Genomic DNA, 25692 nt, shown 5'->3' on the forward strand with positions numbered 1-25692 from the left:
TCACGCGTTGGCCAGAAGCCAGGCCCGCAGTTGCGCTGCGGAGTCGGCCACGAACAGCGGATCGAACTGGGCAAAGCCGTCGGGGGCATGGGCACCATAGGACACCCCTACACAGGCACAGCCAGCATTCTGCGCCATCTGCAAGTCGTGCGTGGTGTCGCCGATCATCAGCGTGCGCTCGGGCTCCACACCAAATTCGGCCATCAACTCGTGCAACATCAGCGGACTGGGCTTGCCGGCGGTCTCGTCGGCCGTGCGCGAACCGTCGAACAATCCCTTGAGCTGCGCATCCTGCAGCGCATGGTTGAGCCCCATGCGACTCTTGCCCGTGGCCACGGTCAGCCAGTGGCCGCGCTCGCGCAGCTCGGCCAGCAGCGGCAGGATGCCGTCAAACACGCAGATATCGTCCTGATGCTTGAAGAAGTGAAAGCGATAGCGATTGGCCAACTCCGGGTATTTCTCGGGCGGCACATCGGGTGCCGCGCGCGCCAGGGCCGGCATCAGCGCCATGCCGATCACATAGGCTGCCTGCTCGTCACTGGGCACGGTGCCGCCCACATCACGCACCGCCTCCTGGATGCTGCGGCTGATGATGGCCGTGGAGTCCGCCACGGTCCCATCCCAGTCAAATGCAATCAGATCGAAGCGGCGTGGTCGCCGGGGGCTATGGTTTTCAGTAGTCATGAAGCCTGGTCAGTTCACAAAGTCCGCCAGCTCCGGCGGCAGTTCGGCGCGCAGCTCGACACGCTCGCCGCTGGCGGGATGATTGAACTGTAGCCGCCAGGCGTGCAGAAACATGCGTTTGAGGCCCTGCTTTTGCACACGACGGTTGAGATCAAAATCACCATATTTGTCGTCACCGACGATGGGATGCCCCTGCGATGACAGATGCACGCGAATCTGGTGGGTACGACCCGTCTTGATGGTCACCTCAAGCAGGCTCATGGCAGGCAGTCCCTGCAGGGGGCGCGGCTCGATCAGCTTTCTGACCTTGACCAGGGTGATGGAGCGCATTCCGTCAGGGTCATCGGCCGTGGTCACGCGCACGCGGCGCTCGCCGTCTGCCTGCAGATACTTGTGCAGCGGCAGATCGATCACCTTCTTGTTGGCCGGCCAGGCCCCCTGCACCAGTGCCAGATAGGTCTTGCCGGTCTCACGTTCGCGAAACTGGTCCTGCAGATTGATGAGTGCGGAGCGCTTTTTGGCGACCAGCAAAATGCCCGAGGTCTCGCGATCCAGCCGGTGCACCAGTTCGAGGAACTTGGCATCGGGACGCGCCTGGCGCAGTTGCTCGATGACGCCGAAGCTCACGCCCGAGCCTCCATGCACGGCCACACCGGCAGGCTTTGACAAAGCGATCATGTGCTCGTCATCCAACAGTGCGGGAAAGTCCTTAGCCGGCGCCGGGCGTTCCGCTTTTTCAGCCACTTTGTCGGAGATCCGGACCGGGGGAAGACGCACCACATCGCCGGGCTGAACCCGGGTCTCTGCACTCACGCGCCCCTTGTTGATCCGTACTTCACCACTACGGATGATGCGGTAGACATGGGTCTTGGGCACCCCCTTGAGGTGGCGCATGAGAAAGTTGTCGAGTCGCTGTCCGGCGGAGTCTTCATCGACCTCGATCAGCCGTACCGAGGCCGTGGCCGTATTCTGGGACCGGTCCTGTGCCGGTTTGCCCTCTATAATGTGTTTCACCTGTGCCGAGCTTAGTTGTAAGTGATTGATTCGCATGGAGTTTAGTCCAAACAATCATTTCCCACCGCACAGGCAGGTCGATGCCCGCCAGTTTTGCACACGCAAATTGCAGTCAAGATGAGCTGCAGCAGCCTGTGAAAGCCTGGCAAAGGCTGACGAATTGAAACACTGATACGGAATCTCATACCGTGCAGTTGTCCAGGCAAAAGCAGCCTGCAACTGCCGGTTCTCTCAACGAGCATGTGGATCTTTTGGACATTGCTGATCAACCTCTGGGGCAAGGCACGGCCGGCCCCCGGGACGAGCCATGTCTCAAAGAAACCACCCACCTCCCTAGCACGCGCGTCGGCTTCTTTTGTACCTCGTCTGCATGCGCGTCCTCTCCCGCTCGTCCCCCGGCCTGTACCTCCGCTACTGACTTGAGATCAGGCCAGTAGCGCCGTCCTGTACCGCCCCCAGATTCCTCATCCGTTTCAACTCGTTCGTCTGGCATCACGGCTCCTGTTGAGCCTGTCTTTGATTACCAGTCAAAGGTGCGTTGGTCTGTGACCAGCGTGCCCCATAAAACGAATAAAGGAAGCGCATCATGAAACGGATGCTGATTAACGCGACGCAGTCTGAAGAACGCCGCCTGGCCATTGTGGACGGCCAGAAGCTGCTGGACTACGAGATCGAGATCGAAGGTCGCGAACAACGCAAGGGCAATATCTACAAGGCCGTCGTGACTCGCGTCGAGCCATCTCTTGAAGCCTGCTTTGTGGACTATGGCGAAGACCGCCATGGCTTTCTGCCCTTCAAGGAAATCTCCAAGCAATACTTTGCCGAAGGCGTTTCGCCCAGCCAGGCCCGCATCAACGACGTGATCCGCGAGGGTCAGGAGCTGATCGTCCAGGTCGAAAAGGAAGAGCGCGGCAACAAGGGCGCAGCCCTGACCACCTTCATCTCGCTGGCCGGCCGCTATGTGGTGCTGATGCCCAACAACCCCCGTGGCGGTGGTGTTTCGCGCCGCATCGAGGGCGAGGACCGCGCCGAGCTCAAGGAGGCCATGGACCAGCTCGAGTACCCCAAGGGCATGTCCATCATTGCGCGCACCGCCGGCATCGGCCGCTCGGCTCCCGAGCTGCAGTGGGACCTGAACTACCTGCTCAAGCTGTGGAGCGCCATCGACGGTGCCGCCAAGGCCTCCAAGGGCGCCTTCCTGATCTATCAGGAATCCAGCCTGGTCATCCGCGCCATCCGTGACTATTTCAACAACGACATCGGCGACATCCTGATCGACACCGATGACATCTACGAACAGGCCCAGCAGTTCATGGCACATGTGATGCCTGAGCATGCTGCCCGCGTCAAGCGCTACCGCGACGACGCGCCCCTGTTCTCTCGCTTCCAGATCGAGCACCAGATCGAGTCCGCCTATTCGCGCACCGTGACCCTGCCCTCGGGCGGTGCCATCGTGATCGACCATACCGAAGCCCTGGTCTCCGTGGACGTGAACTCGGCCCGCGCCATCAAGGGCGGCGATATCGAGGAAACCGCGACCCGCACCAACCTCGAGGCAGCCGACGAAGTGGCGCGCCAGATGCGCCTGCGCGACCTGGGCGGCCTGATCGTGATCGACTTCATCGACATGGAAGAGGCCAAGAACCGCCGCGAAGTGGAAAACCGCCTGCGCGATGCCCTGCGCCAGGACCGCGCCCGCGTGCAGTTCGGCACCATCAGCAAGTTCGGCCTGATGGAAATGAGCCGCCAGCGCCTCAAGCCCGCCTTGTCCGAGGGCGCCCACATCAACTGCCCGCGCTGCGGCGGCTCCGGCCACATCCGCGACACGGAAAGCTCGGCGCTGCAGATTCTGCGCATCATCCAGGAAGAGTCCATGAAGGACAACACGGCCGCCGTGCACTGCCAGGTGCCCGTGGAAGTGGCCTCCTTCCTGCTCAACGAGAAGCGCAGCGAAATCACCAAGATCGAGCTCAAGCAGCGCGTCAACGTGATCATGGTGCCCAACAAGTCCATGGACACGCCGCACTACAAGCTCGAGCGCCTCAAGCACGACGACTCGCGCCTGGAATCCATGGAAGCCAGCTACAAGCTGGCCGACGAGCCCGAAGAAGTGACCACCGTCACTCGCCGCTCGCAGGAGCCGACCAACAAGCAGACTCCCGTCATCAAGGGCGTGCTGCCCGATGCTCCCGCGCCGATTGCCGAGCCTCGTCCACCCCGCCAGCCTCGCACTGCAGCTGCGACGCCCGCTCCCGTAGCGGCCCGCCCCGTGGTGCGCGAGCAAGGCTTCTTTGCCTGGCTCAAGAATCTGTTCGGTTTTGGCGCACCGGCTCCCGTGGCAGCGCCCGCGCCAGTGGTCGAAGCACCCGCCCCGGCCGCCCGTGAAGGCAGCCGCGACGGGCGCCGAGGCGAAGGCCGTGGCGGTGACCGCAACCGCCGCGGCGGTGACCGCAACGAACGTGGCGACCGCAACAGCGCGGAGCGCACTGGCAGCGAACGTGGAGACCGCAACAACCGCCGCAATGCCCAGGGCCGTGATGAGCAGCAACGCAACGAGCGTCCCGAGCAGCAACAGCGCCAGGACCGCCCCGAGCGCGGCAGTCGCCGCGGTGGCGAACGCAACGAGCGCCGCGACGACCGCCAGCCCCAGGTGGCAGAAGCCGCGCTGAATGGCGAAGAGTTCAACGCAGCTCCCAAGCCCGAGCGCAACCGCCAGGAGCGCGGTGAGCGTGCGGAACGCAATGAGCGCAGCGAACGCGGTGAAGGCCGCCGCGAGCGCCAGAATCGCAACGCCGATGCCCAGCCCGCCATGCAGGCCGTGGCCGACGAAGCGGAGCTGAACACCGCCCAAGCTGAAGGCTCTGACGCTCAGGTGCAGGATGGCGCACAAGGCGGCGAGGCTCGCGAACCCCGCCAGCGCCGTTCGCGTGACCGCTATGGCCGTGACCGCCGCGACCGTGCACCGCGCGATGCCCAGGCAGAAGAGCAGTCTGCCGAGCAGACAGCCGAAGCCCAGGCCCCGGTCGAAGTGCCCGCCGCAGACGCTGGCGAGCAGCCGGCACGTCGCAGCTACTTTGATGCTGTTGCACCTCAGGCTCAGGCAGAGCAAGCGCCTGTTGCTGCACAAGTGCAGGCACCCGTGGCAGCAGAAGCCGTGGTAGCAGCTGTCGCTCCTGCAGCAGAGCCTGCCCAGCCTGTGCAAGCAGAGCCTGCGGCTGCCGCAGAGCCTCAGGCCGCCGCCGTGGAGCCCGTGGCTGAAACCGCAGCTCCTGCCCCCGCAGTCGCAGCGCCCAAGGCACAGACCTATGCGCTGCCGATTGCCGAGCTGCAAGCCCTCGCAGCCGCATCGGGTCTGGAATGGATCAACTCCGATGCCGAAAAGATCGCCGCCGTCCAGGCTGCGATTGCCGCCGAGCCCAAGCCCGTGCGCATTCCTCGCGAGCGCCCGCCCGTGGTGGTGCTCGACGAAGGCCCGCTGATTCTGGTCGAGACCCGCAAGGATCTGAGCCTGATGCAGCTGCCGTTCGAGAAGGAAGAACAGGCTGCAGGCGCCAACGCCTAAGCAGACTGCCTTCCGGCATCACAGGGCCAAGGGGACTGTCCACTTCGGTGGATGGGGCCTTGGCCCTTTTTCATGCGCCCTTTCTTTGATTGAGTGAACGTCAAGCCATGTTGTTTCTGATCTCTCCGGCCAAATCGCTGGACTATGAAAGCCCTATTTCCGCCGAGCTGCCGCACACGCTGCCAGTGTTCAAAAAGCAGCCCCTGGAGCTGATCGAAGTGCTGCGCGAGAAGTCGCCCCAGCAGATTTCCGAGCTCATGAGCATCAGCGACAAGCTCGCCGTGCTCAATGTCGGCCGCTACGAAGCGTTCAGTGCCAGGTTCACCGCAAAGAACTCGCGCCAGGCCGTGCTGGCCTTCAATGGCGATGTCTACGAAGGTCTGAATGCAGCCAGCCTCAAGCCCAGGGAGCTGGACTGGGCCCAGGAGCATGTCGTGATCCTGAGCGGCCTCTATGGCGTGCTGCGCCCGCTGGACCTGCTGCAGCCCTATCGCCTGGAGATGGGCACCCGGCTGGAAAATGCCAAGGGCAGCAACCTCTATCAGTTCTGGGGAACCCAGATTGCCGACTATCTGAACGAGCGCAGTGCTGCACAAGCCGAGCGCGGTGACGCCCAGGCCGAGCGCATTGTCGTCAACCTGGCGTCTCAGGAATATTTCAAGGCCGTGGATCTCAAGACGCTCAAGGCCCCCGTGGTCGAATGCGTTTTCGAGGACTTCAAGGGCGGCAAGTACAAGATCATCAGCTTCCATGCCAAGCGCGCGCGCGGGCTGATGGTGCGCTGGGCCGTGCAGCACAAGGCCAGGAAGGTGGCCGACCTGCGCAAGTTCGATCTGGAAGGCTATGCGCTGGCCGAGCAGGCCAGCACGCCCGGCAAGCTGGTGTTCCGCCGCAAGCTGCAAGACTGACGCTGCGCATTGAAATCGGCATCAGTGCACACTAGCATTGTCGACATGAGCACCTCCACCCAAGACGAGTTCGTCACACCTCCCGGCCTGACACCCGAGCTGATGCAATGGGTGCGAACACAAAGCGCCTCTGGCGTGCCACTGCCATCGCTGCTGCAATCCATGCGCAAGGCGGGCTGGGCCGAGCACCTGGCACGCCGGGCACTGGCCCTTCCCGAAGAGGGTGAACTGCCCTTGCCTTTCGCAGCAGCCCGGCCGGAAGCCGAAGTGGCAGTGCAGATTCATGAGTCAGGCGTTCCCGAGCCCGATCTTCTGACCGATCCCTGCTGCGTCCATGCCGGCGATCGCGATGTCCATGTCCTGATGAGCGTGCGCCACCCGCGCGTGGTGGTGTTCGGCAACCTGCTCTCCAACGAGGAGTGCGATGCCATCATCGCAGCTGCCCGCCCGCGCATGCAGCGCTCGCTGACCGTGGACAACCAGAGCGGCGGCGAGGCAGTCAACGACGACCGCACCAGCAATGGCATGTTCTTCCAGCGGGGCGAGAACGATCTCATCAGCCGTGTGGAGCAGCGCATCGCACGCCTGCTGAACTGGCCGCTGGAAAACGGCGAAGGCATGCAGGTGCTGCACTACCGGCCAGGCGCCGAATACAAGCCGCATTACGATTACTTCGCCCCCAACGAGCCCGGCACGCCAACCATACTCAAGCGTGGCGGCCAGCGCGTGGGAACCCTGGTCATGTATCTCAACGAGCCTGCACGCGGCGGCGCAACCACCTTTCCCGATGTAGGGCTGCAGGTCGTGCCGCGCCGTGGTAATGCCGTATTCTTCAGCTACAACCGGCCCGAGCCGGCGACCAAGACCCTGCACGGCGGCGCTCCCGTGCTGGAGGGCGAAAAATGGATTGCAACCAAGTGGCTGCGCGAGCGAGAGTTCAAGTAAAAACAGGCTCTATCCATTACCCATAAAGCGCCAGCAGCTATCTTTTTTACTGCTGGCCATTTTGTTTTTGAATCATGCACACCCCTGAACAATCGCAGCTGGGCAAAAGCTCTGCCTATGTGGACCAGTACGACGCGTCCCTGCTCTTTCCCCTGCCACGCCTCGCCAAGCGCGAGGAAATCGGCGCCGCCGTCAACCCGCCGTTCTTTGGCGCCGATCTGTGGACCGCATTCGAAGTTTCCTGGCTCAATCTGCGCGGCAAGCCCCAGGTGGCGCTGGCGCATTTCACCATTCCCTGCGAAACGCCCAACCTGATCGAAAGCAAGTCCTTCAAGCTGTATCTGAACAGCTTCAACAACACCCGCTTTGCCGACGCCAGCGAGGTGCTGGCGCGACTGCGCAGCGATCTGTCCGAAGCCACCTGGCGCGGCAGCCAAACCCAGGGCAGCGTGGGCGTGCGGCTGCTGGAAGCGGATCAGTTCGATGCCCAGCAAGTGCATGAGCTGGACGGTCTGCTGCTGGACCGCCTCGATGTGGAGTGCACCCGGTACACGCCGGCTCCCGAGCTGCTGCGTGCCAACCACGACGAAGCACCCGTCAGCGAGACCCTGGTCAGCAACCTGCTCAAGAGCAACTGCCTGGTCACCGGCCAGCCCGACTGGGGCAGCGTGCAGATTCAATACAGCGGTGCGCAGATCGAGCAGGAGGGTCTGCTGCAGTACCTGGTGAGCTTTCGCAACCACAACGAATTCCATGAGCAATGCGTGGAGCGCATCTTCATGGACATCTGGAGCCGCTGCAAACCCATCAAGCTGGCCGTCTACGCGCGCTACACGCGCCGCGGCGGTCTGGACATCAACCCCTTCCGCACCAGCCACCCGGGCGCCCTGCCCGCCAATGTGCGTACGGCACGCCAGTAGCACCGGCACGACCCCATCAAGGGCAGCAAGCAAGGGGCGGCCCGCTGCAAGGCTGCCGCCCCCTCAGGGGGAAGCCGCGAAGCGGCTCATGGGGATCAATTCTTCCAAGGGCAGTCATCCTGCCCCAGCAACGCCTCTGCATAGCGCAGATCCTGAATGCGCAGCCACAGCCCGTTCATGCCCTGGCGCAGAGGCTCGACGGCAGCACGCTGCCAGGTCTGAGCCACCACCAACTGACGCGCCGCTGCGGGCTCCGACGGGGGCTTGTGAACCGCCCTGGCCTCGCCCTGCAGCGCCGCCTCGTCAGGCAAGGGCAGATCCTGCCAATGCAGGCCCTGGGCATCCCAGCCCTGCAGCACCGGCATACGCGCCTTGAGCGTCAGCGTGCGCACTTCCTTTTCCACCGGGTTGAGCCAGTGCAGCTGCCATTGACCCAGTTCGCCATAGCGTGTCTCCACCGGCTCCAGCAAGGCCCAGCCTTCGCCTGAAGGATGGGGACAGGCACAGGGCCCGACACCGCAGAACGCCAGACCGCTGCGCGTCATGATCACGCCGTCCTTGCGAGGTTCATCATGCTGCCAATAGTGGTTGACGCGCTCGTTCACACCGCCCCACCACCAGACGGTGTCGCCGCGCACATCGTCGCGCCAGACATAGTCGCCGTCGGCGCAGGGATGCTGGATCTGTCTCACCTCACGCCAGCGCGGCAGCAACTGCCAGCGCCCTTGCGCATCGGACGCCAGTTCACGCTCGGAGTAAAGCGGGCGCCAGTCGGGTCTTGCCAGATGGCTCGCCGATACGGACTGCAGAGGCCAGCGCCAGGATGCGGTCGAGGGGTCCCAGTCCTTGTCCGCCAGACTGGCCGTCAGCGCCAGCACGCGCAGGCGAGCGGCCATGCCGCCCTTGACCGACGGCACAGCGGCCAGCCGCACCACGGGCCAGGGCAGGTCCACGCTTTGCAGGCGCTCCCCGTCCCAGACTTGCAGGCTGCCGCTGCCACCACGAATCGGTGCACGGCCGTGCGGCATGAGAATCGCCCAGCGCCCCTGCACGATCACGTGTTCCAGTGCCCAGGTGCCGGGCAGATGGCGTTCGCCCCATTGCAGGTTGTAGGCCGCCGTTTCGCCCAGCTCCTCTCTGGCGGGCTTGGACAGGGTCCAGATCAGACGCTGCCCCTTGAGCGGCTCGCTCTGCGCTCGCCACAGTGCGGGCTGCGCCGGATCACGCAGCCAGTCGAAGCACAAGGGAAGCGAGGGTTTGAGGATGGGCAGGCCATCGCGCTGATGGGCAGCGCAGACATCCACCTCGCTCATGGCGCAGCTGATGCTGGTGCCGTCGTGCAGGCGCTCGGTCTCGGGCGTATCGAGCTGCACCCTCTGCAGCAGCAGGTCATTGAGCCAGCTCAGCGGCAAAACCGCTGGCGCTTGCGGCTCGCTCGGCTGCTCAAGATCCGGCAGGCCCAGGGCCCAGGGCTTGCGATCCTCGGGCATCAACTGCGGCCATTGCTGCCAGCCTCGCTCCATGGTCCAGACGGCCAGCCGCAGGCTGGCCTGGCTGGCATCGCCCTGGGTGGGGTAGGCATAGAGCGCAAAGGCCTGGGCATCGGCACGCCAGACCATGCTGTGGCTCTCGTCCAGCACCCAGGGCTGGGCGGACTCACCCAGCATCAGCTGCCAGTGCGGATTCTGCAGCGGAGCCATGGGGTAGCGCAGCTTGCGCAGCGAAGCCGGCCAGTGGCGCTGCAGCAGCACTGGCGGCACCGGGCTGGGCTGAGCCGGTTGCGGCAGAGTCGGCATGGGCCGGGCGACTTCGGCCGGCAGGCAGTCTGCCGGCACCCAGAGATCCACCACCTGCAGCAGGGGCTGTGGCTGCGCAGCCATATGCTCGCCCAACCAGGCCTCGAAGCTGGCATCGGACATGATCACATGCGCATCATCGGCAATGCCGCTTTCGTTGATGCTCTCGCCGCTCCAGCGTGGCATGCGCCAGTGGATGGCATCCAGCAGCTCACCTTCCGGCTTGCTGATCACCCAGCTGCGACGTGATTTGCGGTCGACCAGATGCGCAGCCTCGCTGTCATAAAAGCCCGTGCGCAGCCAGCGCCCGTCATAGGAGGTGTGCATGTCCATCTCCCAGACATGGGGCAGGTAGACGCCGTCCGCACACAGCACATCGCCATAGATGGGGCCGCCCATGCCGCGCTCGCCCTGAGGACGAAAATTCACATCCCTGCTGGCCTCTGACGCCGTATCCGCCTGCGCCGCAACCTCTTGATCGGAGAGTGTCTGCGCCGCAACCTCCGACGCAGCTCTGGCCTGGGCCATGGACGGCTCGGCCTCCTGCCCGGCAGTTGCAGACGACGCAGGTCTGGCGTCAGCGCGCAAACGCGATATCAGCCAGATCAGCACACACAGGGCCAGCGCCGCAATGGCGATCAGGGTCAGCACAACACTCATGCCGCAATCCTACCGAAAGCCGATGTGAAAAAGGCAGCTCCACGGCTGCCTTTTCAGAGCAAGACCACAAAAGCCTAGAGATGGAACACGTCCACCGAACGCTCTAGCGTCCTGGCACTCTGGCGCAGCGATTGCGCGGCGCTGGTCGACTGCTCCACCAGGGCCGCATTCTGCTGGGTCACAGAGTCCAGCTGGGCCACGGCCTCGTTGACCTGGGAGATGCCTATCGACTGCTCGCGTGTGGCAATGCTGATCTGGTGCACCAGGGAGCCGACCTTGTCCACGGCCTGCACCATGCCGTCTATGGTCTGACCTGCGGCACGCATACGCGCATTGCCGTCGTTGATGCCGTCGACCGTGCGGTTGATGAGCACGCTGATCTCCTTGGCCGCTTCGGCGCTGCGCTGGGCCAGTGCCCGCACCTCGCCCGCCACCACGGCAAAGCCACGGCCCTGCTCGCCGGCCCGCGCTGCTTCCACAGCCGCGTTCAGCGCCAGCAGATTGGTCTGGAAGGCAATGCTCTCGATCACACCAATGATCTCGCTCATGCGGGTGGAAGAGCCGCGGATATGTTCCATGGCCAGTCCCACTTCACTGATGGCTGCGCCGCTGCGGCTGGCCACCTTGCTGCTTTCGTCGCTGGCACCGGCCATGAACTGTGCCGTATCAGCCGTCTGCGACACGGTGCCCGAAATTTCCTCCATCGAGGCCGCCGTCTGCTGCAGGCTGGTGGCCTGCGACTCGGTACGCCCTGCCAGATCGAAACTGCTCTGGGCGATTTCATGGGCGGTCTGGGCAAAGCCTTGCACCTCGGTACGCACATCACCCACCACGGCGCGCAGATTGATCTGGATCTGCTGCAGTCTCAGCATCAGCGCCCCCACGGCACCGCTATAGCTCTGGTTGCATTCGGTGCTCAGATTGCAGGCTGCCACATCGGCCGCAAAGCGGCTGGCCTCCTCCAGTCCCGCCACGCAGCGCCGTTGAAAGCGCCACAGCACGAATGCGCCGCCTGCCACCAGGGTTGCAGCACGCCAGCCCCTGGCGGCTGCACCCTGCCAGCCCAGCATATCGGGCAGCATGGTGATCAAGGCCACGATGGCCAGCAGCCAGGCCATGCGCGCCACCAGGCCCACATCCTTGCGACCGTCCCACCAGCCCATCAGGCCCAGGCGGCGCACCGCGCCTGCGCGCAGGCGGAAGCTGGCCTGCGCCTGCTTTTCCTCGTTGCTCATGCGCGCGTACAGCGCTTCGGCTTCAGCCACCTCCCTGGCCGAAGGCTTGGTACGCACTGACAGATAGCCGCTTGGCTTGCCGCCTTCCATGATGGGCGTGACATTGGCGCGCACCCAGTAGTGGTCGCCGTTCTTTCGGCGGTTCTTGACCAGTGCCGTCCAGGGATAGCCATGAGCAATGGTGCGCCACATGTCCTTGAAGGCAGCGGCCGGCATGTCGGGATGGCGAATCAGATTGTGCGGCTGGCCGATCAGCTCTTCGTAGGCATAGCCGCTGACGCGCACGAAGGCCGGGTTGCAATGGGTGATCTCGCCCTTGGTGTTGGTGCTGGAGACCAGCAGCTCGTCACCCGGAAAGTCGTAGTTTTGTTGAGATACCGGCAGGTTCAGGCGCATGCTTTGCACTCCTCCAATAGGCCTATGTAGTTTTTGTTCGAGAGTGAGCGATCAGGCATCCCGTAGTCAGCTGGTTAACCAGATACACAAATTCACACTTGGATCATCGCACAGCGATGATTCCCGTGGCCCCAAGCTCAGAACAGAGATGCGGTATAGGGATCAGAATGCTTGACCGAGGTCAAACCATGAGGTCTGAGCAGCAGCTCTCTTGCCACCGGATCGTGGGCGCTGGCCTGCCAGAGCTGCTCGGCAATCAGGCCCGAGACCTTGACCCCCAGCAGCCTGATGCGCTTGCCAAGCGGTACGCGCTTGAGGCATTGGCCTGCGGCCAGGCGGATGGCTGCCGCATCCTGTATCGGCAGGTTCAGAGTCTGGTCCCGCGTGGCGATCCTGAAGTCGTCATAGCGCAGCTTGATGCCCACGGTGCGCCCCACATAACCCTTGCGCCGCAGATCCTCGGCCAGCCGCTCGCACAGGTCCGTGAAGATGGCGCCCAGTTCGGCCTTGTCGCGCACGGCATGCAGATCGCGCTCGAAGGTGGTCTCGCGGCTCATGGACACCGGCTCGCTCTCGGTCACCACGGCACGCTCGTCCCGCCCCCAGGCCGACTCGTGCAGCCAGTGGCCATAGCTTTTGCCAAACCAGTGCAGCAGCTGCGGCAGGCTTTGCGCGGCCAGGTCGCCGATGGTTTCTATGCCCAGGCTCTTGAGCTTGGCATCGGCCTTGGGGCCTATGCCGTTGACCTTGCGGCAGGCCAGCGGCCAGATCCGGCTTTGCAGGTCTTCGGGCTGGACGATGGAGATGCCGTTGGGCTTGTTGAACTCGCTGGCCATCTTGGCCAGCAGCTTGTTGGGCGCCACGCCGACCGAGCAGGTCAGGCCCGTGGCGTCGAAGATGGATTTCTGGATCAGCCGGGCCAGCACGCGTCCGCCCTCGCGCTGGCCGCCCGGCACGTCGGTGAAGTCGATATAGACCTCGTCCACGCCGCGGTTCTCCATGAGCGGCGCAATCGACACGATGATCTCTTTGAAGGCCCGCGAAAAGCGCCGGTACTCGGCAAAGTCCACGGGCAGAAGAATCGCCTGCGGGCACAGCCTGGCTGCCTTCATCATGCCCATGGCCGAGCCCACGCCGAACTGCCGCGCCGCATAGGTGGCCGTGGTGATCACGCCGCGCCCCGTGTAATCGCGCAGCAGCGGAAAGTCGGCCAACGGGATCTCGGACAGCGGCCGCCCCGCATGCCGCGCCAACAGCTCTTCGTCAAAGCTGCGCCGCCCGCCGCCGATCACCACCGGCAGCCCCTTGAGCTGCGGGTAGCGCAGCAGCTCCACGGAGGCGTAGAACGCATCCATGTCCAGATGCGCTATGCGCCTGGATCTGGGCTCGGGGCTGGTGGGAAAATCGCTCACAGTGCCGATTTTGCCTGCGCTGGCAAGAGGCGGCATCCATGCATTAAACAAGCACACACGCACCTGAAAACAGCGAGCAGCGGCATGACCTCAGCCCTGCTGCCTTCAGCCTCCCGCACAGAAAAGAGGAAGGCTCAAACGGTCTCAGGACGAAACCTTGCCCTGCTTGATGTCTTCGAGCTCGTCAAAGCGCATATCGGCATAGCTGATCCAGGTCTTGCGCTTGACCAGCCAGTAACCCAGCCAGAACAGCAGGAACAGCGGAATGCCCAGATAGGTCGAGACCACCCCGCCCCAATCGATGCGATCTTCCAGGAAGGCCTGATAGTTCTGGCCCAGCGTCACAACCAGACACAGCACGAAGGCAAAGATGGGGCCGAAGGGGAAGGCGCCGGCCTTGTAGGGCAGCAGGCCCACATCGTGACCATGCATGACATAGCCGCGACGGAAACGGTAGTGGCTGACGGCAATGCCCAGCCAGACGATGAATTCCGTCATGCCGGCCAGATTCAACAGCCAGATATAGACGGCCTGCGGGCTGTAGAGCGAGGAAAACAGGCACAGGCTGGCAACCAGCGTGCTGCCGATCAAGGCTACCAGCGGAACGCCGTTCTGGGTCAGCCGGGAGAAGATGCGCGGCGCATTGCCCTCGGTCGCCATGTTGTAGAGCATGCGCGTGGCCGCATACATGCCCGAGTTGCCGGCCGACAGGACCGAGGTCAGGATCACCGCATTCATCACCGTGGCCGCCGACAGCAGGCCTGCGTGCTGGAACACCAGCGTGAACGGGCTCACAGCGATATCGGCCACATCGGTGCGCAGCAGTTGCGGATCGGTATAGGGAATCAGAAAGCCGATGACGACAATCGCCAGCACATAGAACAGCAGGATGCGCCAGAACACCTGGCGAATCGCACGCGGCACGTTCTCACGCGGATTCTCGGATTCGCCCGCCGCCACGCCCACCAGCTCCGTGCCCTGGAAGGAATAGGCCACGATCATGGCCACGCCCACAAAGGTCGCGAAATTGCCGACGAATGGCGCATCGCCCGTGGTCCAGTTCTCGAAACCGGGCACATGGCCGTTGCTGATGATGCCGAACAGAATCATCACGCCGGTGATCAGAAAGGCCACCACGGCCAGCACCTTGATCAGCGCGAACCAATATTCGGCCTCGGCAAAGCCGCGCGCGGAAAACGCGTTCAGCCCCACCATCAGCAGCAGGAACAGGCCGCTCCATAGGATGCCTGGTACATTGGGAAACCAGTAGGCCATGACCAGTTGCGAGGCCACCAGGTCCACCGCCACCACCACAGCCCAGCTGAACCAGAAGTTCCAGCCCAGCGCAAAGCCGAAGCCGCGATCCACATAGCGCGACGCATAGGTCGAGAAGGAACCGGCCACCGGCATGAAGGCAGCCAGCTCGCCCAGGCTGGTCATGATGTAGTACACCATGATGCCGATGAGCAGATAGGTGAGCACGGCTCCGCCCGGGCCGATCTGGGCAATGGCCGAGCCGGAGGCCACGAACAGGCCCGTGCCGATGGCGCCGCCAATGGCGATCATGCTCAGGTGGCGCTGCTTGAGCACCCGGTGCAAGCGGGGCTGCTTATCGTCACCATCGCCAGTCGGCGCAAGCTGCTGGCTTGAGTTGGGTTGGGACATAAATGTCTTGTTGTAATGGTTTGCGCCCATCCAGACAAAACACCCAACCATCCCGCAGGCGCTGCGACAGGCAACGCAAAAAGGCGACCATGACGGTCGCGGTCAACAAGGACAAAGGAACGAAGCCATGACAGCAGAACGCCATGGCGGATAGGCCAGTTGCATCCTGAATCGGCAGCCACCCCAGTCGGGCGCTTCAATGGCAAAGCGGTGATATCGCCGGGCCAATTGACAGGCAAAGACGATATTTTGCCCAAATACACCAACCTCCATAAGCCGCTGTGCCAATGCAGGGGCTGACTCTGGGGCTGCTCAGGCGTACTTGACAGAGCTTATTGCTATGAACTTAGAAGCACATTGCTCTTGAATACATTCATTTTCAAAGGCAAACAATCAATATTTCATTGAAGGATAAGCGGTAAGTGCTATCAAATATCGCAGACCCGACATGATCAGCCATGGCCGCCCCCTGACGCAGAACTCTAGTAAACCCGTATATCCAGGCGCCGCCGTTCTTCCTACATTTGCCCACAGGCTCTCAGCCCGGTGATGCCGAGAGAGACTGCAGCGCAAACTTGGCGCATGCAGCGCCGAAGGAGCAACCGCCCCGGAAACTCTCAGGCCAAAGGATCGGCATCGCTTTCACACACTCTGAAGAATGTCCGGACGTCATCGTCCGCCGGGCATACCGAAGGAGCAAGCGAGCAGCGCCGCAAGGCCCTGCCTCGTGAATCTCTCAGGTCCAGAACAGAGGGGGCGTCCGCTGCGCATGTTGCGCACGGGCTCCACCCTTGACGCATCTGCAATCTGAATCATGAAGACAATCGCCGTCATCGGCGGTGGCATCACGGGCGTGACCACCGCCTACGCCCTCGCACACCGCGGATTTTCCGTCACCCTGTTCGAGAAGCAGCGCTATGCCGCCATGGAGACCTCGTTCGCCAATGGCGGCCAGCTCTCGGCCTCGAACGCCGAGGTCTGGACCCATTGGTCCACCATCGTCAAGGGCCTCAAGTGGATGCTCAAGAGCGATGCTCCGCTGCTGCTCAACCCCAAGCCCAGCTGGCACAAGATTTCCTGGTTCTGCCAGTTTCTCGCTGCCATCCCCCATTACGAGAAAAACACCGTGGAGACCGCCAGGCTGGCGATTGCGGCACGCGAGCACCTGTTTGACTGGGCAGCCAGCGAAGGCATTGACTTCGATCTGAAGCAAAAAGGCATCTTGCATATCTACCGCGACCGAGCAGGCTTTGAGCATGCGGGCAAGGTTTCCCAGTTGCTGGCCAAAGGCGGGCTGGAGCGCCGCGCCGTCACGCCCGATGAAATGAAGGCCATCGAGCCGACCCTGTCCGGAACCTTCTATGGCGGCTACTTCACCGAGAGCGACTCCACCGGCGACATCCACAAGTTCACCAGCGGCCTTGCCGCCGCCTGCGAGCGACTGGGCGTGCAATGCCGCTACGGTCAGGAAATCGTGTCGGTGGACAGTAATGGCAAACAGGCCAGCGTGACCGTGCGCCAGGGTCTGGAAACCGAAACTTCGACCTTCGACGCCATGGTGGTCTGCGCTGGCACGGCCAGCCGTGCGCTGGCCGCCCAGCTCGGCGACAGCGTCAACATCTATCCGGTCAAAGGCTATTCCATCACGGTCAATCTGCCGGACGAAGCCAGCCGCGCCGCAGCTCCCGTCGTGAGCCTGCTGGACGACGAGACCAAGCTGGTCACCAGCCGCCTCGGCGAAGAGCGCTTTCGCGTGGCCGGCACGGCGGAGTTCAACGGCTACAACAAGGACATCCGCGCCGACCGCATCCGCCCGCTCATCGAATGGGTGCAGCAGTGCTTCCCAGGCGTCAGCACGCGCAGCGTCGTGCCCTGGGCCGGTCTGCGTCCCATGATGCCGAACATGCTGCCGCGCGTGGGCCCTGGCAACAAGCCCTGCGTGTTCTACAACACCGGCCATGGCCATCTGGGCTGGACCTTGTCGGCCGTCACCGCCGACATGGTCGGCGATGTCGTGCTGCAGTCCATGGGCAGCGCCAGCAGGCAGTCCCGGCCGGCCACGCTGACCACCGCCAGCGCCTGATAGCTGATTCAAGGAACTGCACCAACAAGCCAGGCACGGCATCGCGCATCGTCGCTGCAGAAAGCTATTGATTCAGAAGCTTCTTGCGCTTTCTCATGTTTGATTTCAAAGATTTTTAGCTTTGAAAATGAGCACAGACAAGCGCAGGTAGCTCTTGAAATCAGAGCTGCAGACAGATCAGCACCAGGCCCAGCATCATCAGCGCCATGCCCAGCTTTTCCGTCAATGAGAGCTTCTCGCTGAACACCTTGCGCGAGACGATATAGCTGAACACCACCTCCACCATGCCCAGGGTGCGCACGGCAGCGGCCCCCTGCATGGCATAGGCGGTGAACCAGGCCAGCGAGGCCGCAGCGCCCATGCTGCCGGCCAGCAGCGAGATGCGCCAGGCCTTGAAGATGGGACGCAGGCCCTGTTCATGGGTTCTGGCAATCCAGGCGCTCATGACGACAGACTGCATGGTCTGCGCGATCAGCACGCCCCAGGCCCCGGACAGCCAGGGCGAGCTCACGCCCAGTGTTGCGATCTCGACCGCGCCGCCGCGAAAGCCCACCGTGGCCAGCGCAAAACAGGCGCCGCAGATCAGCCCGTAGACCGAAGATTTGCTGGTCCAGGCCGAGAGCGTGAACAGTTGCCCGCGCGGCGGCAGCGACAGCATCAGCACGCCCACCGTGGCAAGCACCATGGCCAGCAGCGCCAGCCGGGTCGGCAACTCGTGCAGGAACATGGCGGCAAACAGTGCCACCTGCAGCACCTCGGTCTTGGACAGCGTGACCGCCACGGCAAAGTTGCGCTCCTTCATGGCCATGAGCAAGGCGACCGTGGCTGCGACCTGAAAGAGCGCACCAAGCGCAATCCAGCCCAGATAGGCGACGCTGAACTTCGGCAGCACCAGGGAAGGATCGCCCAGCGCATACAGCGCCAGCAGATAGACGGCGGCGAACGGCAGGCCGTAGAGAAAGCGCACCAGCGTGGCCGACAGCGTACCGACCTGCGCCGTCAGCGAGCGCTGGGCTGTGTTGCGCACCGTCTGCGCCGCCGCCGCAAACAGCACCACTCCCACCCACAAATATTCCATTCCTATGCCCGACATGACACGCCTTCTCTTTCGTTAGCGCGCCAGCATAGCGCCGGCTGCCGGGCGGCGCTGACGTGATTCGTGCAGTCCACCCGCTTGAGCCAAGGCGACGCGAAGCGCGAGAGGCAACCGTCCTGATGGCGAGGCCTGCTTCCCCGCAAATAAACCACATATCCAGACCATTGCTGCATCTTTAGCTACAATTTCAGCCGGGTGCCCGCCGCACAAGGTGGCGATGGCAGGTGAATGTTCATGCGCAGGTCGGGCCGCCAGCGCGCCAGTCGTCTAGCAATGCAGACGGCACCAGCAGGCATTGCCTCAGGTGCAGCGCGCCTTCAGAGCACGACTTCAGACACCTACCAACTCATGGACCCACAGACACTTGTGCAGGCCCCTGCGCCTTCTGCATCCCAGAATTCACCCCGCATCCCCGCGCTGCAATCCGCCACCGAGCGCGTGCAGGCGCAGATCTCGCACCTGCTGCATATCGAATCCTTTGCCGGCATGGTGCTCATGCTGGCCGCTGCAGCAGCCCTTGTCTGGGCCAACTCCGCTGCGGCTCCAAGCTACTTTGCACTGTGGCATGCCCCCGTCGCGCTGACGCTGGGCCCATGGAGCTTCAGCACCGATCTGCATTTCATCGTCAACGACGTGCTGATGACGGTGTTCTTTCTGGTCGTGGGCATGGAGATCCGTCGCGAGCTGCACAACGGCGCGCTGGCCAGCCTGCGCCAGGCCAGTCTGCCCCTGATCGCAGCCATCGGCGGCGTGGCCGTACCCGCACTCATCTATGTGGCCCTGGCGGGCAACGACAGGACGCTGCTCAACGGCTGGGCAATTCCGACGGCGACCGACATCGCGTTTGCCGTGGGCGTGCTGGCCTTGCTGGGCCGCAATATCCCGGGTGCACTGCGTATCTTCCTGCTGGCCCTGGCCATCATCGACGACATCGTGGCCGTGCTCATCATTGCCTTCTTCTACTCGGGCGGCCTGCAGGCCATGGGCTTTGTGGTTGCCGCAGCCGGCGTGCTGCTGGTGCTGCTGTTCAACCGCATGGGCATTGCCGCCGCGCCCCTGTATGTGCTGCCCGGCGCCATTCTCTGGTTCGGCCTGCTCAAGACCGGTGCACACCCCACCCTGGCAGGCGTGGTGCTGGGCCTGATGACGCCCGTGTTTGCCCGCCCTGCCCCCATGCCGCTGCTGATCACGGCACAGACGGCCATGCGCAAGGCTGGCGAGCAGGTGCTCAGCGGCCGGCCCGATCCGCAGCACCTGCTGCAGGAGCTGCGCACCGCCCAGCTCGCACAGCGCGACCTGTTGCCGCCCGCTCTGCGCCTGCCCATGATTCTTCATCCCTGGGTGGCTTTCTGCATCATGCCCATCTTTGCTCTGGCCAATGCCGGCGTGCAGTTCTCGGACATAGACCTGAGTGCGACTGCACCGCAGACCACGGCCATGGCCGTGCTGCTGGCCCTGGTGCTGGGCAAGCCTCTGGGCGTCTTCATCTGCACCTGGCTGGCCGTCAAGAGCGGGCTGTGCAGCCTGCCCGAGGGACTGAACTGGCGCGGTGTGCTGCTGGTGGGCCTGCTGGCCGGCATAGGCTTTACCATGTCCATCTTTGTCGGGGGCCTGGCCTTTGCAGATGCGAAGCTGCTGGGCGCGGCCAAACTGGGCATTCTCGCAGGCTCGGCCATGGCAGCCTTGCTGGGGCTGGGCTATGGATTTGCCATGCGCAAGCGCCTGCAGCACGCCTAAGCACTTCTCGATCATGATGCCCAATCGGGCAGCATCCCTGATCAACGAGCTGTAGCCGCCAGTCGAGATGATCGATTGGCGGCTACAGCTCGTCAGGTGACTAGAATGCCTTCTCGTTCTGCCCCGCAATCCGCACATCTGCCTGCTCCATTGACGGCAATGGCCGGTGCTCCAGGGGTTCTCGATCCATGCTCGGGCGTGAATCGCCCAGGATCCGGCGATCGGAGATCTCGCTGTGCAGCTTCCGTGCACGCGCACACCCAGTGAACCTCTTCACCGTGCCCCTGCACCGGCGTTCAGGGAGAGACCTCCGGGCCGCCCGAAGCGATGACGAGCTTTGCAGCAGCAGGCCGAAAACGGCACCTCTATCCCAAGAACATCAGGAAAAATGCAGAAAAACATAGCTCACCTTTACTCCGCAGCCGCATTGTTGCTCGCCAGCACCTTGGCAATGGCTCAGCCAGCGGACCTGCTGCACAAAGCGCAAGCGGGGGATGCACAGGCACAGCTGGATCTTGGCCAGATATACGTGGAAGGCCGTGGCGTGGCGCAAAGCGACGAGAAAGCCGCTCATTGGTTTGGTCTTGCTGCCGCACAAGGCAATGCATTGAGCCAGAGCAATCTCGGCCTGATGTATGACCGAGGCCGTGGCGTGAAGCAAAGCGACCAGGAGGCCGTCAAGTGGTATCGCCTCTCGGCAGCGCAGGGCGAGGCCAACGGCCAGTTCAATCTGGGCGTCATGTACGAAGACGGCCGCGGGGTGGAGCAAAGCGATCAGGAAGCCGTCAAGTGGTATCGGCTTGCTGCCGCGCAGAACCTTCTCGATGCCCAGTACAACCTGGGGCTGATGTATGTCAGCGGCCGGGGGGTAGAGCAAAGCGATCAGGAAGCCGCCAAATGGTTTGGCATAACGGCCGCCAAGGGCCACGACTCGGGCCAGGCCAACCTCGCCGTGATGTATGCCACCGGTCGCGGCGTGCCGCGCGACGAGAAGGAGGCAGCCAGACTGCTGGGCCTGGCCGCGGAACAGGGCAATGCGACGGCCCAGGTCAACCTCGGCACGATGTTTGAGGAAGGCCGGGGCGTCAAGCGTAGTCTGTCTCAGGCCTATTTCTGGTATTGCCTGGCGGCCGCCCAGGGCCTGGAGGACACGGTGTCGCTGCGCGATGCAGTCGCACGGAAGCTCAAGCCTGCAGAGCGCGCCACCCTGGACAAGAAAATCAGTGCCTGGAAACCCAAGACGACAAATCGCTGAATTTGCGCGTTCGAAACAACAACACCCTATCGACAGGCGATCCATGAAAAAGCAATTCAGCCATCTTCTTTGCGCAGCCGCCCTGCTGCTCTCCGGCCCTCTGGCCATCGCGCAATCGGACGAACTGCTGCAAAAAGCCCAGGCGGGCGATGCCCAGGCGCAGTTCAAGCTCGCGGCGGTCTATCTCACGGGCCGCGGTGGACCCAAGAATGATGACGAAGCTGCCAAGTGGTTCATGCTGGCCGCAAAGCAGGGCCACGCCGAAAGCCAGGCCAATATGGGCCTGATGTACGGCCGCGGACGCGGCGTGCCGCAAAGCGATGAAGAGGCCGTCAAGTGGTATCGCCTGGCGGCAGAACAAGGCGATGCCGATGGCCTGTTCAACCTCGCCGTGATGTATGACGACGGTCGCGGCGTGGCTGAGAACCCGGAAGAAGCCGTCAGGCTGTACCGCCTTGCCGTGGCACAAAACCATGTATCGAGCCAAAGCAATCTCGGCTATATGTACGACCATGGCCGTGGCGTGGCGCAAGACAGCAAGGAGGCCTTCAAGTGGTACATGATTGCGGCAGAGCAAGGAGATGCCAATAGCCAGTTCAACGTGGGCTCCATGTATGCCTTGGGGCGCGGTGTCAGCCAAAGCTGGCCCCAGGCCTATTTCTGGGCGCTGTTGGCAGCCAAGGACGGCGAGAAGGATTCGGCCAGGCAGCAGGAAATCATTGCCAAGAAATTGAAGCCGGCGCAACGGGCCAAGATCCAGCAGCAGGTGCAGGAGTGGAAGCCCAGGGCCGGCAACTCCTGACCTCCGGCCAGTGGTCGCGGCGGCTTGCAGCGCAGCAAGCCGCCGACAACACGGATCAGATCACTGCAAACGGCTTGGGATAGGTGCCTGGCAACAGAATCTCTTTGCCGACATGGTTGATATTGGTGTGCCCGCAGAAGGCCATCGTGGTGTCGAGCTCCTTGTGGATGATCTGCAGTGCCTTGCTCACGCCGGCCTGGCCATAAGCGCCCAGACCATAGAGGAAGCTGCGACCTATCATCGTGCCTTGCGCACCCAGTGCGCGGGCCTTGAGCACGTCCTGACCGCTGCGAATGCCGCCATCCATCCAGACTTCGATGTCCTTGCCCGCAGCCTCTGCAATCGACGGCAAGGCTGCAATCGAAGAAGGTGCGCCGTCAAGCTGACGGCCGCCATGGTTGCTGACCACCAGCGCGTCGGCACCGCTTTGTGCCGCCAGTCGCGCATCCTCGGCATCCATCACGCCCTTGAGAATGATCTTGCCGCCCCAGAGCTTCTTGATCCATTCCACATCGCTCCAGTTCAGTGACGGATCGAACTGATCTGCCGTCCAGGACGACAGCGAGGACACATCGCCCACACCATCCACATGGCCGACGATATTGCCGAAGCTGCGGCGCTTGGTACCCAGCATTCCCAGGCACCAGTGCGGTTTGGTCGCCAGATTGATGAGGTTTGCCAGCGTGGGCTTGGGCGGGGTGGACAGGCCGTTCTTGATGTCCTTGTGGCGCTGCCCAAGGATCTGCAGGTCCAGCGTCACCACCAGCGCCGAGCAGTTGGCCGCCTTGGCACGATTGATCAGGCGCTCCATGAAGGCCTTGTCGCGCATCACATAAAGCTGGAACCAGAACGGATGACGATCGGTGTGCTCGGCTATGTCCTCCAGCGAACAGATGCTCATGGTGGACAGCGTGAACGGCACGCCAAAGGCCTTCGCGGCCTTGGCTCCAAGAATCTCGCCATCGGCATGCTGCATGCCCGTCAGGCCCGTGGGCGCAATCGCCACCGGCATGGCGACCTCCTCGCCGATCATGGTGGTGCGCGTGCTGCGCCCTTCCATGTTCACGGCCACACGCTGACGCAGCTTGATGGTCTGGAACTCGTCTTCGTTGGCCCGGTACGTGCCCTGGGTGTAAGAGCCCGAATCGGCGTAGTCATAGAACATGCGCGGCACACGACGCTTGGCCACCACGCGCAGGTCTTCGATACAGGTGATTTTGGAAAGATCGCTCACGACTTCTAGCCTTGTAATTGGAATTGAACCCGATGGTAGCCCTCATCGCCGCTATCGGCGTTGCACTATGGTTTGAAGTGATTTATGCCGGTTTTGAAATTTTCTTCAGCGAGAGAAAATCAAGGGCAAATGCTAGGTATGCAAGCCTATTCGCACAGCCACCATCCTTGTCCGCACAACAAACAGGAGACAACACAGATGGTTTGGCAACAGGTCTACGACCCCCTATCGAATATGTGGCTATCCACATTGCTTGCGGCCATTCCGGTCGTGGTGATGCTGGTGGGCCTGGGCTTTCTGCACATGAAGGCCCACCTGGCCGCAGGAGCTGGCCTGATTGCAGCGCTGCTGATCGCGGTCTTTGTCTACAACATGCCCGGCGAAATGGCGGGGCGCGCAGCCTTGTTCGGCGGCTTCACCGGCCTGCTGCCCATAGGGTGGATTGTGCTGAACATCATCTTCCTGCATCAGCTGACCGAGCAAAACGGCAGCTTCAAGGTGCTGCAGGATTCGCTTTCTGGCATCACCGAAGACCGCCGCATCCAGCTGCTGCTGATTGCCTTTTCTTTCGGTGCCTTTTTCGAAGGCGCTGCCGGCTTCGGCACGCCCGTGGCCGTGACGGCAGCCATTCTGATCGGCCTGGGCTTTTCGCCTCTGGCGGCATCCGGTCTGTCGCTGATCGCCAACACCGCTCCCGTGGCCTTTGGCGCCCTGGGCACGCCCGTCATCACGCTGGCCAAGGTCCATGGCTACGATCTGATGGAAGTGACCGCCATGATCGGCCGCCAGTTGCCCTTCTTCTCGGTGCTGGTGCCGTTCTGGCTGATCTGGGCCTTTGCCGGTCGCAAGGGCATGATGGAGATCTGGCCCGCGATTCTGGTCACCGGCCTGTCGTTTGCCATTCCCCAGTACCTGGTCTCCAACTTCATCGGCCCAGAGCTGGTGGACATCATCGCGGCCATTGTTTCCATGGCCAGCCTGATCCTCTTCCTGCGCGTCTGGCAGCCCAAGAAGATCTGGACCTCGGCCTCGCTGCGCGGCAAGGATGTCAGCGCCTCCGAAGTCAAGCCGCCCCAGCCCGTAGCCAAGCACAGCAGGAGCGCGCTGATCGCCGCCTGGACACCCTGGATCATTCTCTCGGTGTTTGTGTTCATCTGGGGCCTGCCTCCGGTCAAGGCCTGGCTCAACAGCCTGTTTGCCCCCGCTTTCCCCATGACGGGCCTGCACAACCTGATCGAGAAAATGCCGCCCGTGGTGCCCCAGCCGACCAAGGAAGGCGCGGTCTACACGCTGAACCTGCTGTCGGCCACCGGAACAGCCATTTTGCTGTCTGCCATCGTCAGCGCCTTCGTCATGAAGTACAACCCGGTGACCATAGTGCGCACCTTCTTCAAGACCACCTGGCTGGTGCGCTACTCGCTGCTGACCATCGTGCTGATGCTGGCCCTGGGCACGCTGACACGCTACTCGGGCACAGACACCACCCTGGGCCTGGCCTTTGCCAACACCGGTGTGTTCTACCCCTTCTTCGGCACGCTGATGGGCTGGCTGGGCGTGGCGCTCACGGGCTCGGACACGGCGTCCAACGTACTGTTCGGCGGCATGCAGAAGGTCGCCGCCGACCAGTTGGGCCTGTCCCCCAACCTCATGGGTGCCGCCAACAGCTCTGGCGGCGTGATGGGCAAGATGATCGATGCGCAATCCATTGTCGTGGCTTCGACCGCCACACGCTGGTTCAACCGCGAGGGCGACATCCTGCGCTATGTGTTCTTCCACTCGATTGCCCTGGCCTGCCTGATGGGCCTGTTCGTCACCATGCAGGCCTATGTCTGGCCGTTCAAGCTGATGGTGAATTGACGCGCCCCCTGAGCCGCTTTGCGGCTTCCCCCCAGAGGGACGGCAACATCGGCTAGCCCCCCGGCGGGGCCGCCCGGGCTCTTGCTCGTTGCCCCTGGGTTACGCCGTGGCGGTTTAAAGCACCGCGCTCAAAACCCGCCCTCAGGCCGGTAATGAGCTTGTCCATAAAAGCCGCAGCGCCCAAGGCCTGCGGCTTTTTTATGTTCCAAGAATTCCATACCTCTCCTTAATTGGTATTACCAATTAATTTCAAAAATCAAGGGAAAACCATGAAATTCAAGACTTATTTCGCTCCATAAAATCCACTCCACTTGAAATCGACCGATATTGGTAATACCAATTTAGCAGGCAAGACTGGAATAGCTCAAGCCAGCCTATGGCGCGGCACAGCCGGCTTTGCGCACGGTCATTTTTGAAAATTTGACGGGGAA

17 protein-coding genes and 1 riboswitch are annotated in these 25692 nt (G+C 62.8%); of the genes, 9 read left to right on the plus strand and 8 right to left on the minus strand.

The genetic code is table 11. The annotated features are described in order from the left end of the window. Both CTATCC11996_RS12775 and CTATCC11996_RS12780 read right to left on the minus strand, forming a co-directional pair. Entirely contained in the window at positions 1-684 is a 684-nt protein-coding gene (locus CTATCC11996_RS12775; RefSeq protein ID WP_003076672.1) for an HAD family hydrolase, read from the minus strand. Between the two features lie 9 nt (positions 685-693). Then, positions 694-1698, minus strand: a complete 1005-nt coding sequence (locus CTATCC11996_RS12780) for an RluA family pseudouridine synthase (protein ID WP_169315343.1) — start codon at positions 1696-1698, stop codon at positions 694-696. A 586-nt stretch (positions 1699-2284) separates the two neighbouring features. Here CTATCC11996_RS12780 and CTATCC11996_RS12785 point away from each other — a divergent pair. From CTATCC11996_RS12785 to queF, 4 genes are all read left to right on the plus strand, one after another. Further along, positions 2285-5260: an Rne/Rng family ribonuclease gene (locus CTATCC11996_RS12785; protein ID WP_034349009.1), complete on the plus strand. Its 2976-nt coding sequence runs from the start codon at positions 2285-2287 to the stop codon at positions 5258-5260. 107 nt (positions 5261-5367) lie between these two features. Continuing rightward, positions 5368-6168, plus strand: coding sequence for a peroxide stress protein YaaA (gene yaaA, locus CTATCC11996_RS12790; RefSeq protein ID WP_003076678.1), 801 nt, complete (start codon positions 5368-5370; stop codon positions 6166-6168). A gap of 45 nt (positions 6169-6213) precedes the next feature. Beyond that, a complete protein-coding gene (locus CTATCC11996_RS12795; RefSeq protein ID WP_003076680.1) occupies positions 6214-7113 on the plus strand; it encodes a 2OG-Fe(II) oxygenase in 900 nt (299 codons plus the stop codon). A gap of 74 nt (positions 7114-7187) precedes the next feature. Continuing rightward, positions 7188-8033 (plus strand): NADPH-dependent 7-cyano-7-deazaguanine reductase QueF, encoded by an 846-nt coding sequence (gene queF, locus CTATCC11996_RS12800; protein ID WP_003076681.1) that lies wholly within the window; start codon positions 7188-7190, stop codon positions 8031-8033. A gap of 95 nt (positions 8034-8128) precedes the next feature. Here the strand turns inward: queF and CTATCC11996_RS12805 are convergent, their stop codons facing one another. The 4 genes from CTATCC11996_RS12805 to CTATCC11996_RS12820 form a co-directional block, all read right to left on the minus strand. Beyond that, positions 8129-10489, minus strand: coding sequence for a hypothetical protein (locus CTATCC11996_RS12805; protein WP_003076683.1), 2361 nt, complete (start codon positions 10487-10489; stop codon positions 8129-8131). A 74-nt stretch (positions 10490-10563) separates the two neighbouring features. After that, positions 10564-12120: a methyl-accepting chemotaxis protein gene (locus tag CTATCC11996_RS12810; RefSeq protein WP_003076685.1), complete on the minus strand. Its 1557-nt coding sequence runs from the start codon at positions 12118-12120 to the stop codon at positions 10564-10566. Between the two features lie 137 nt (positions 12121-12257). Beyond that, the gene (gene dinB / locus CTATCC11996_RS12815; RefSeq protein WP_172590573.1) at positions 12258-13475 is read right to left on the minus strand and encodes a DNA polymerase IV; all 1218 of its coding nucleotides are present in this window, start codon (positions 13473-13475) and stop codon (positions 12258-12260) included. Between the two features lie 201 nt (positions 13476-13676). Beyond that, positions 13677-15197, minus strand: coding sequence for an amino acid permease (locus CTATCC11996_RS12820; protein WP_003076690.1), 1521 nt, complete (start codon positions 15195-15197; stop codon positions 13677-13679). 543 nt (positions 15198-15740) lie between these two features. Continuing rightward, positions 15741-15840: riboswitch (glycine riboswitch) on the plus strand. A 171-nt stretch (positions 15841-16011) separates the two neighbouring features. Between CTATCC11996_RS12820 and CTATCC11996_RS12825 the strand changes: the two genes are divergently transcribed. Next, positions 16012-17280, plus strand: coding sequence for a D-amino acid dehydrogenase (locus CTATCC11996_RS12825; protein ID WP_003076691.1), 1269 nt, complete (start codon positions 16012-16014; stop codon positions 17278-17280). Between the two features lie 160 nt (positions 17281-17440). Here CTATCC11996_RS12825 and CTATCC11996_RS12830 read toward each other — a convergent pair whose 3' ends face one another. Next, positions 17441-18373, minus strand: coding sequence for a DMT family transporter (locus tag CTATCC11996_RS12830; RefSeq protein ID WP_003076693.1), 933 nt, complete (start codon positions 18371-18373; stop codon positions 17441-17443). A 351-nt stretch (positions 18374-18724) separates the two neighbouring features. On the opposite strand from CTATCC11996_RS12830, the gene nhaA reads away from it, so the two are divergent. The 3 genes from nhaA to CTATCC11996_RS12845 all read left to right on the plus strand — a co-directional run bounded on the left by nhaA (position 18725) and on the right by CTATCC11996_RS12845 (position 22170). After that, the gene (gene nhaA / locus CTATCC11996_RS12835; protein WP_034349012.1) at positions 18725-20113 is read left to right on the plus strand and encodes a Na+/H+ antiporter NhaA; all 1389 of its coding nucleotides are present in this window, start codon (positions 18725-18727) and stop codon (positions 20111-20113) included. 451 nt (positions 20114-20564) lie between these two features. Then, complete coding sequence (locus CTATCC11996_RS12840; protein ID WP_003076696.1) at positions 20565-21368, plus strand: tetratricopeptide repeat protein; 804 nt, start codon at positions 20565-20567, stop codon at positions 21366-21368. A 43-nt stretch (positions 21369-21411) separates the two neighbouring features. After that, entirely contained in the window at positions 21412-22170 is a 759-nt protein-coding gene (locus tag CTATCC11996_RS12845; protein ID WP_003076698.1) for a tetratricopeptide repeat protein, read from the plus strand. Positions 22171-22225: 55 nt separating this feature from the next. Here CTATCC11996_RS12845 and CTATCC11996_RS12850 read toward each other — a convergent pair whose 3' ends face one another. After that, a complete protein-coding gene (locus CTATCC11996_RS12850; RefSeq protein ID WP_003076701.1) occupies positions 22226-23404 on the minus strand; it encodes an alpha-hydroxy acid oxidase in 1179 nt (392 codons plus the stop codon). Between the two features lie 198 nt (positions 23405-23602). Here CTATCC11996_RS12850 and CTATCC11996_RS12855 point away from each other — a divergent pair, with 198 nt between their 5' ends. Continuing rightward, entirely contained in the window at positions 23603-25261 is a 1659-nt protein-coding gene (locus CTATCC11996_RS12855) for an L-lactate permease (protein ID WP_003076703.1), read from the plus strand. Positions 25262-25692: the final 431 nt, after the last annotated feature.

Source organism: Comamonas testosteroni ATCC 11996, from assembly GCF_000241525.1.
Classification (GTDB): domain Bacteria; phylum Pseudomonadota; class Gammaproteobacteria; order Burkholderiales; family Burkholderiaceae_C; genus Comamonas; species Comamonas testosteroni.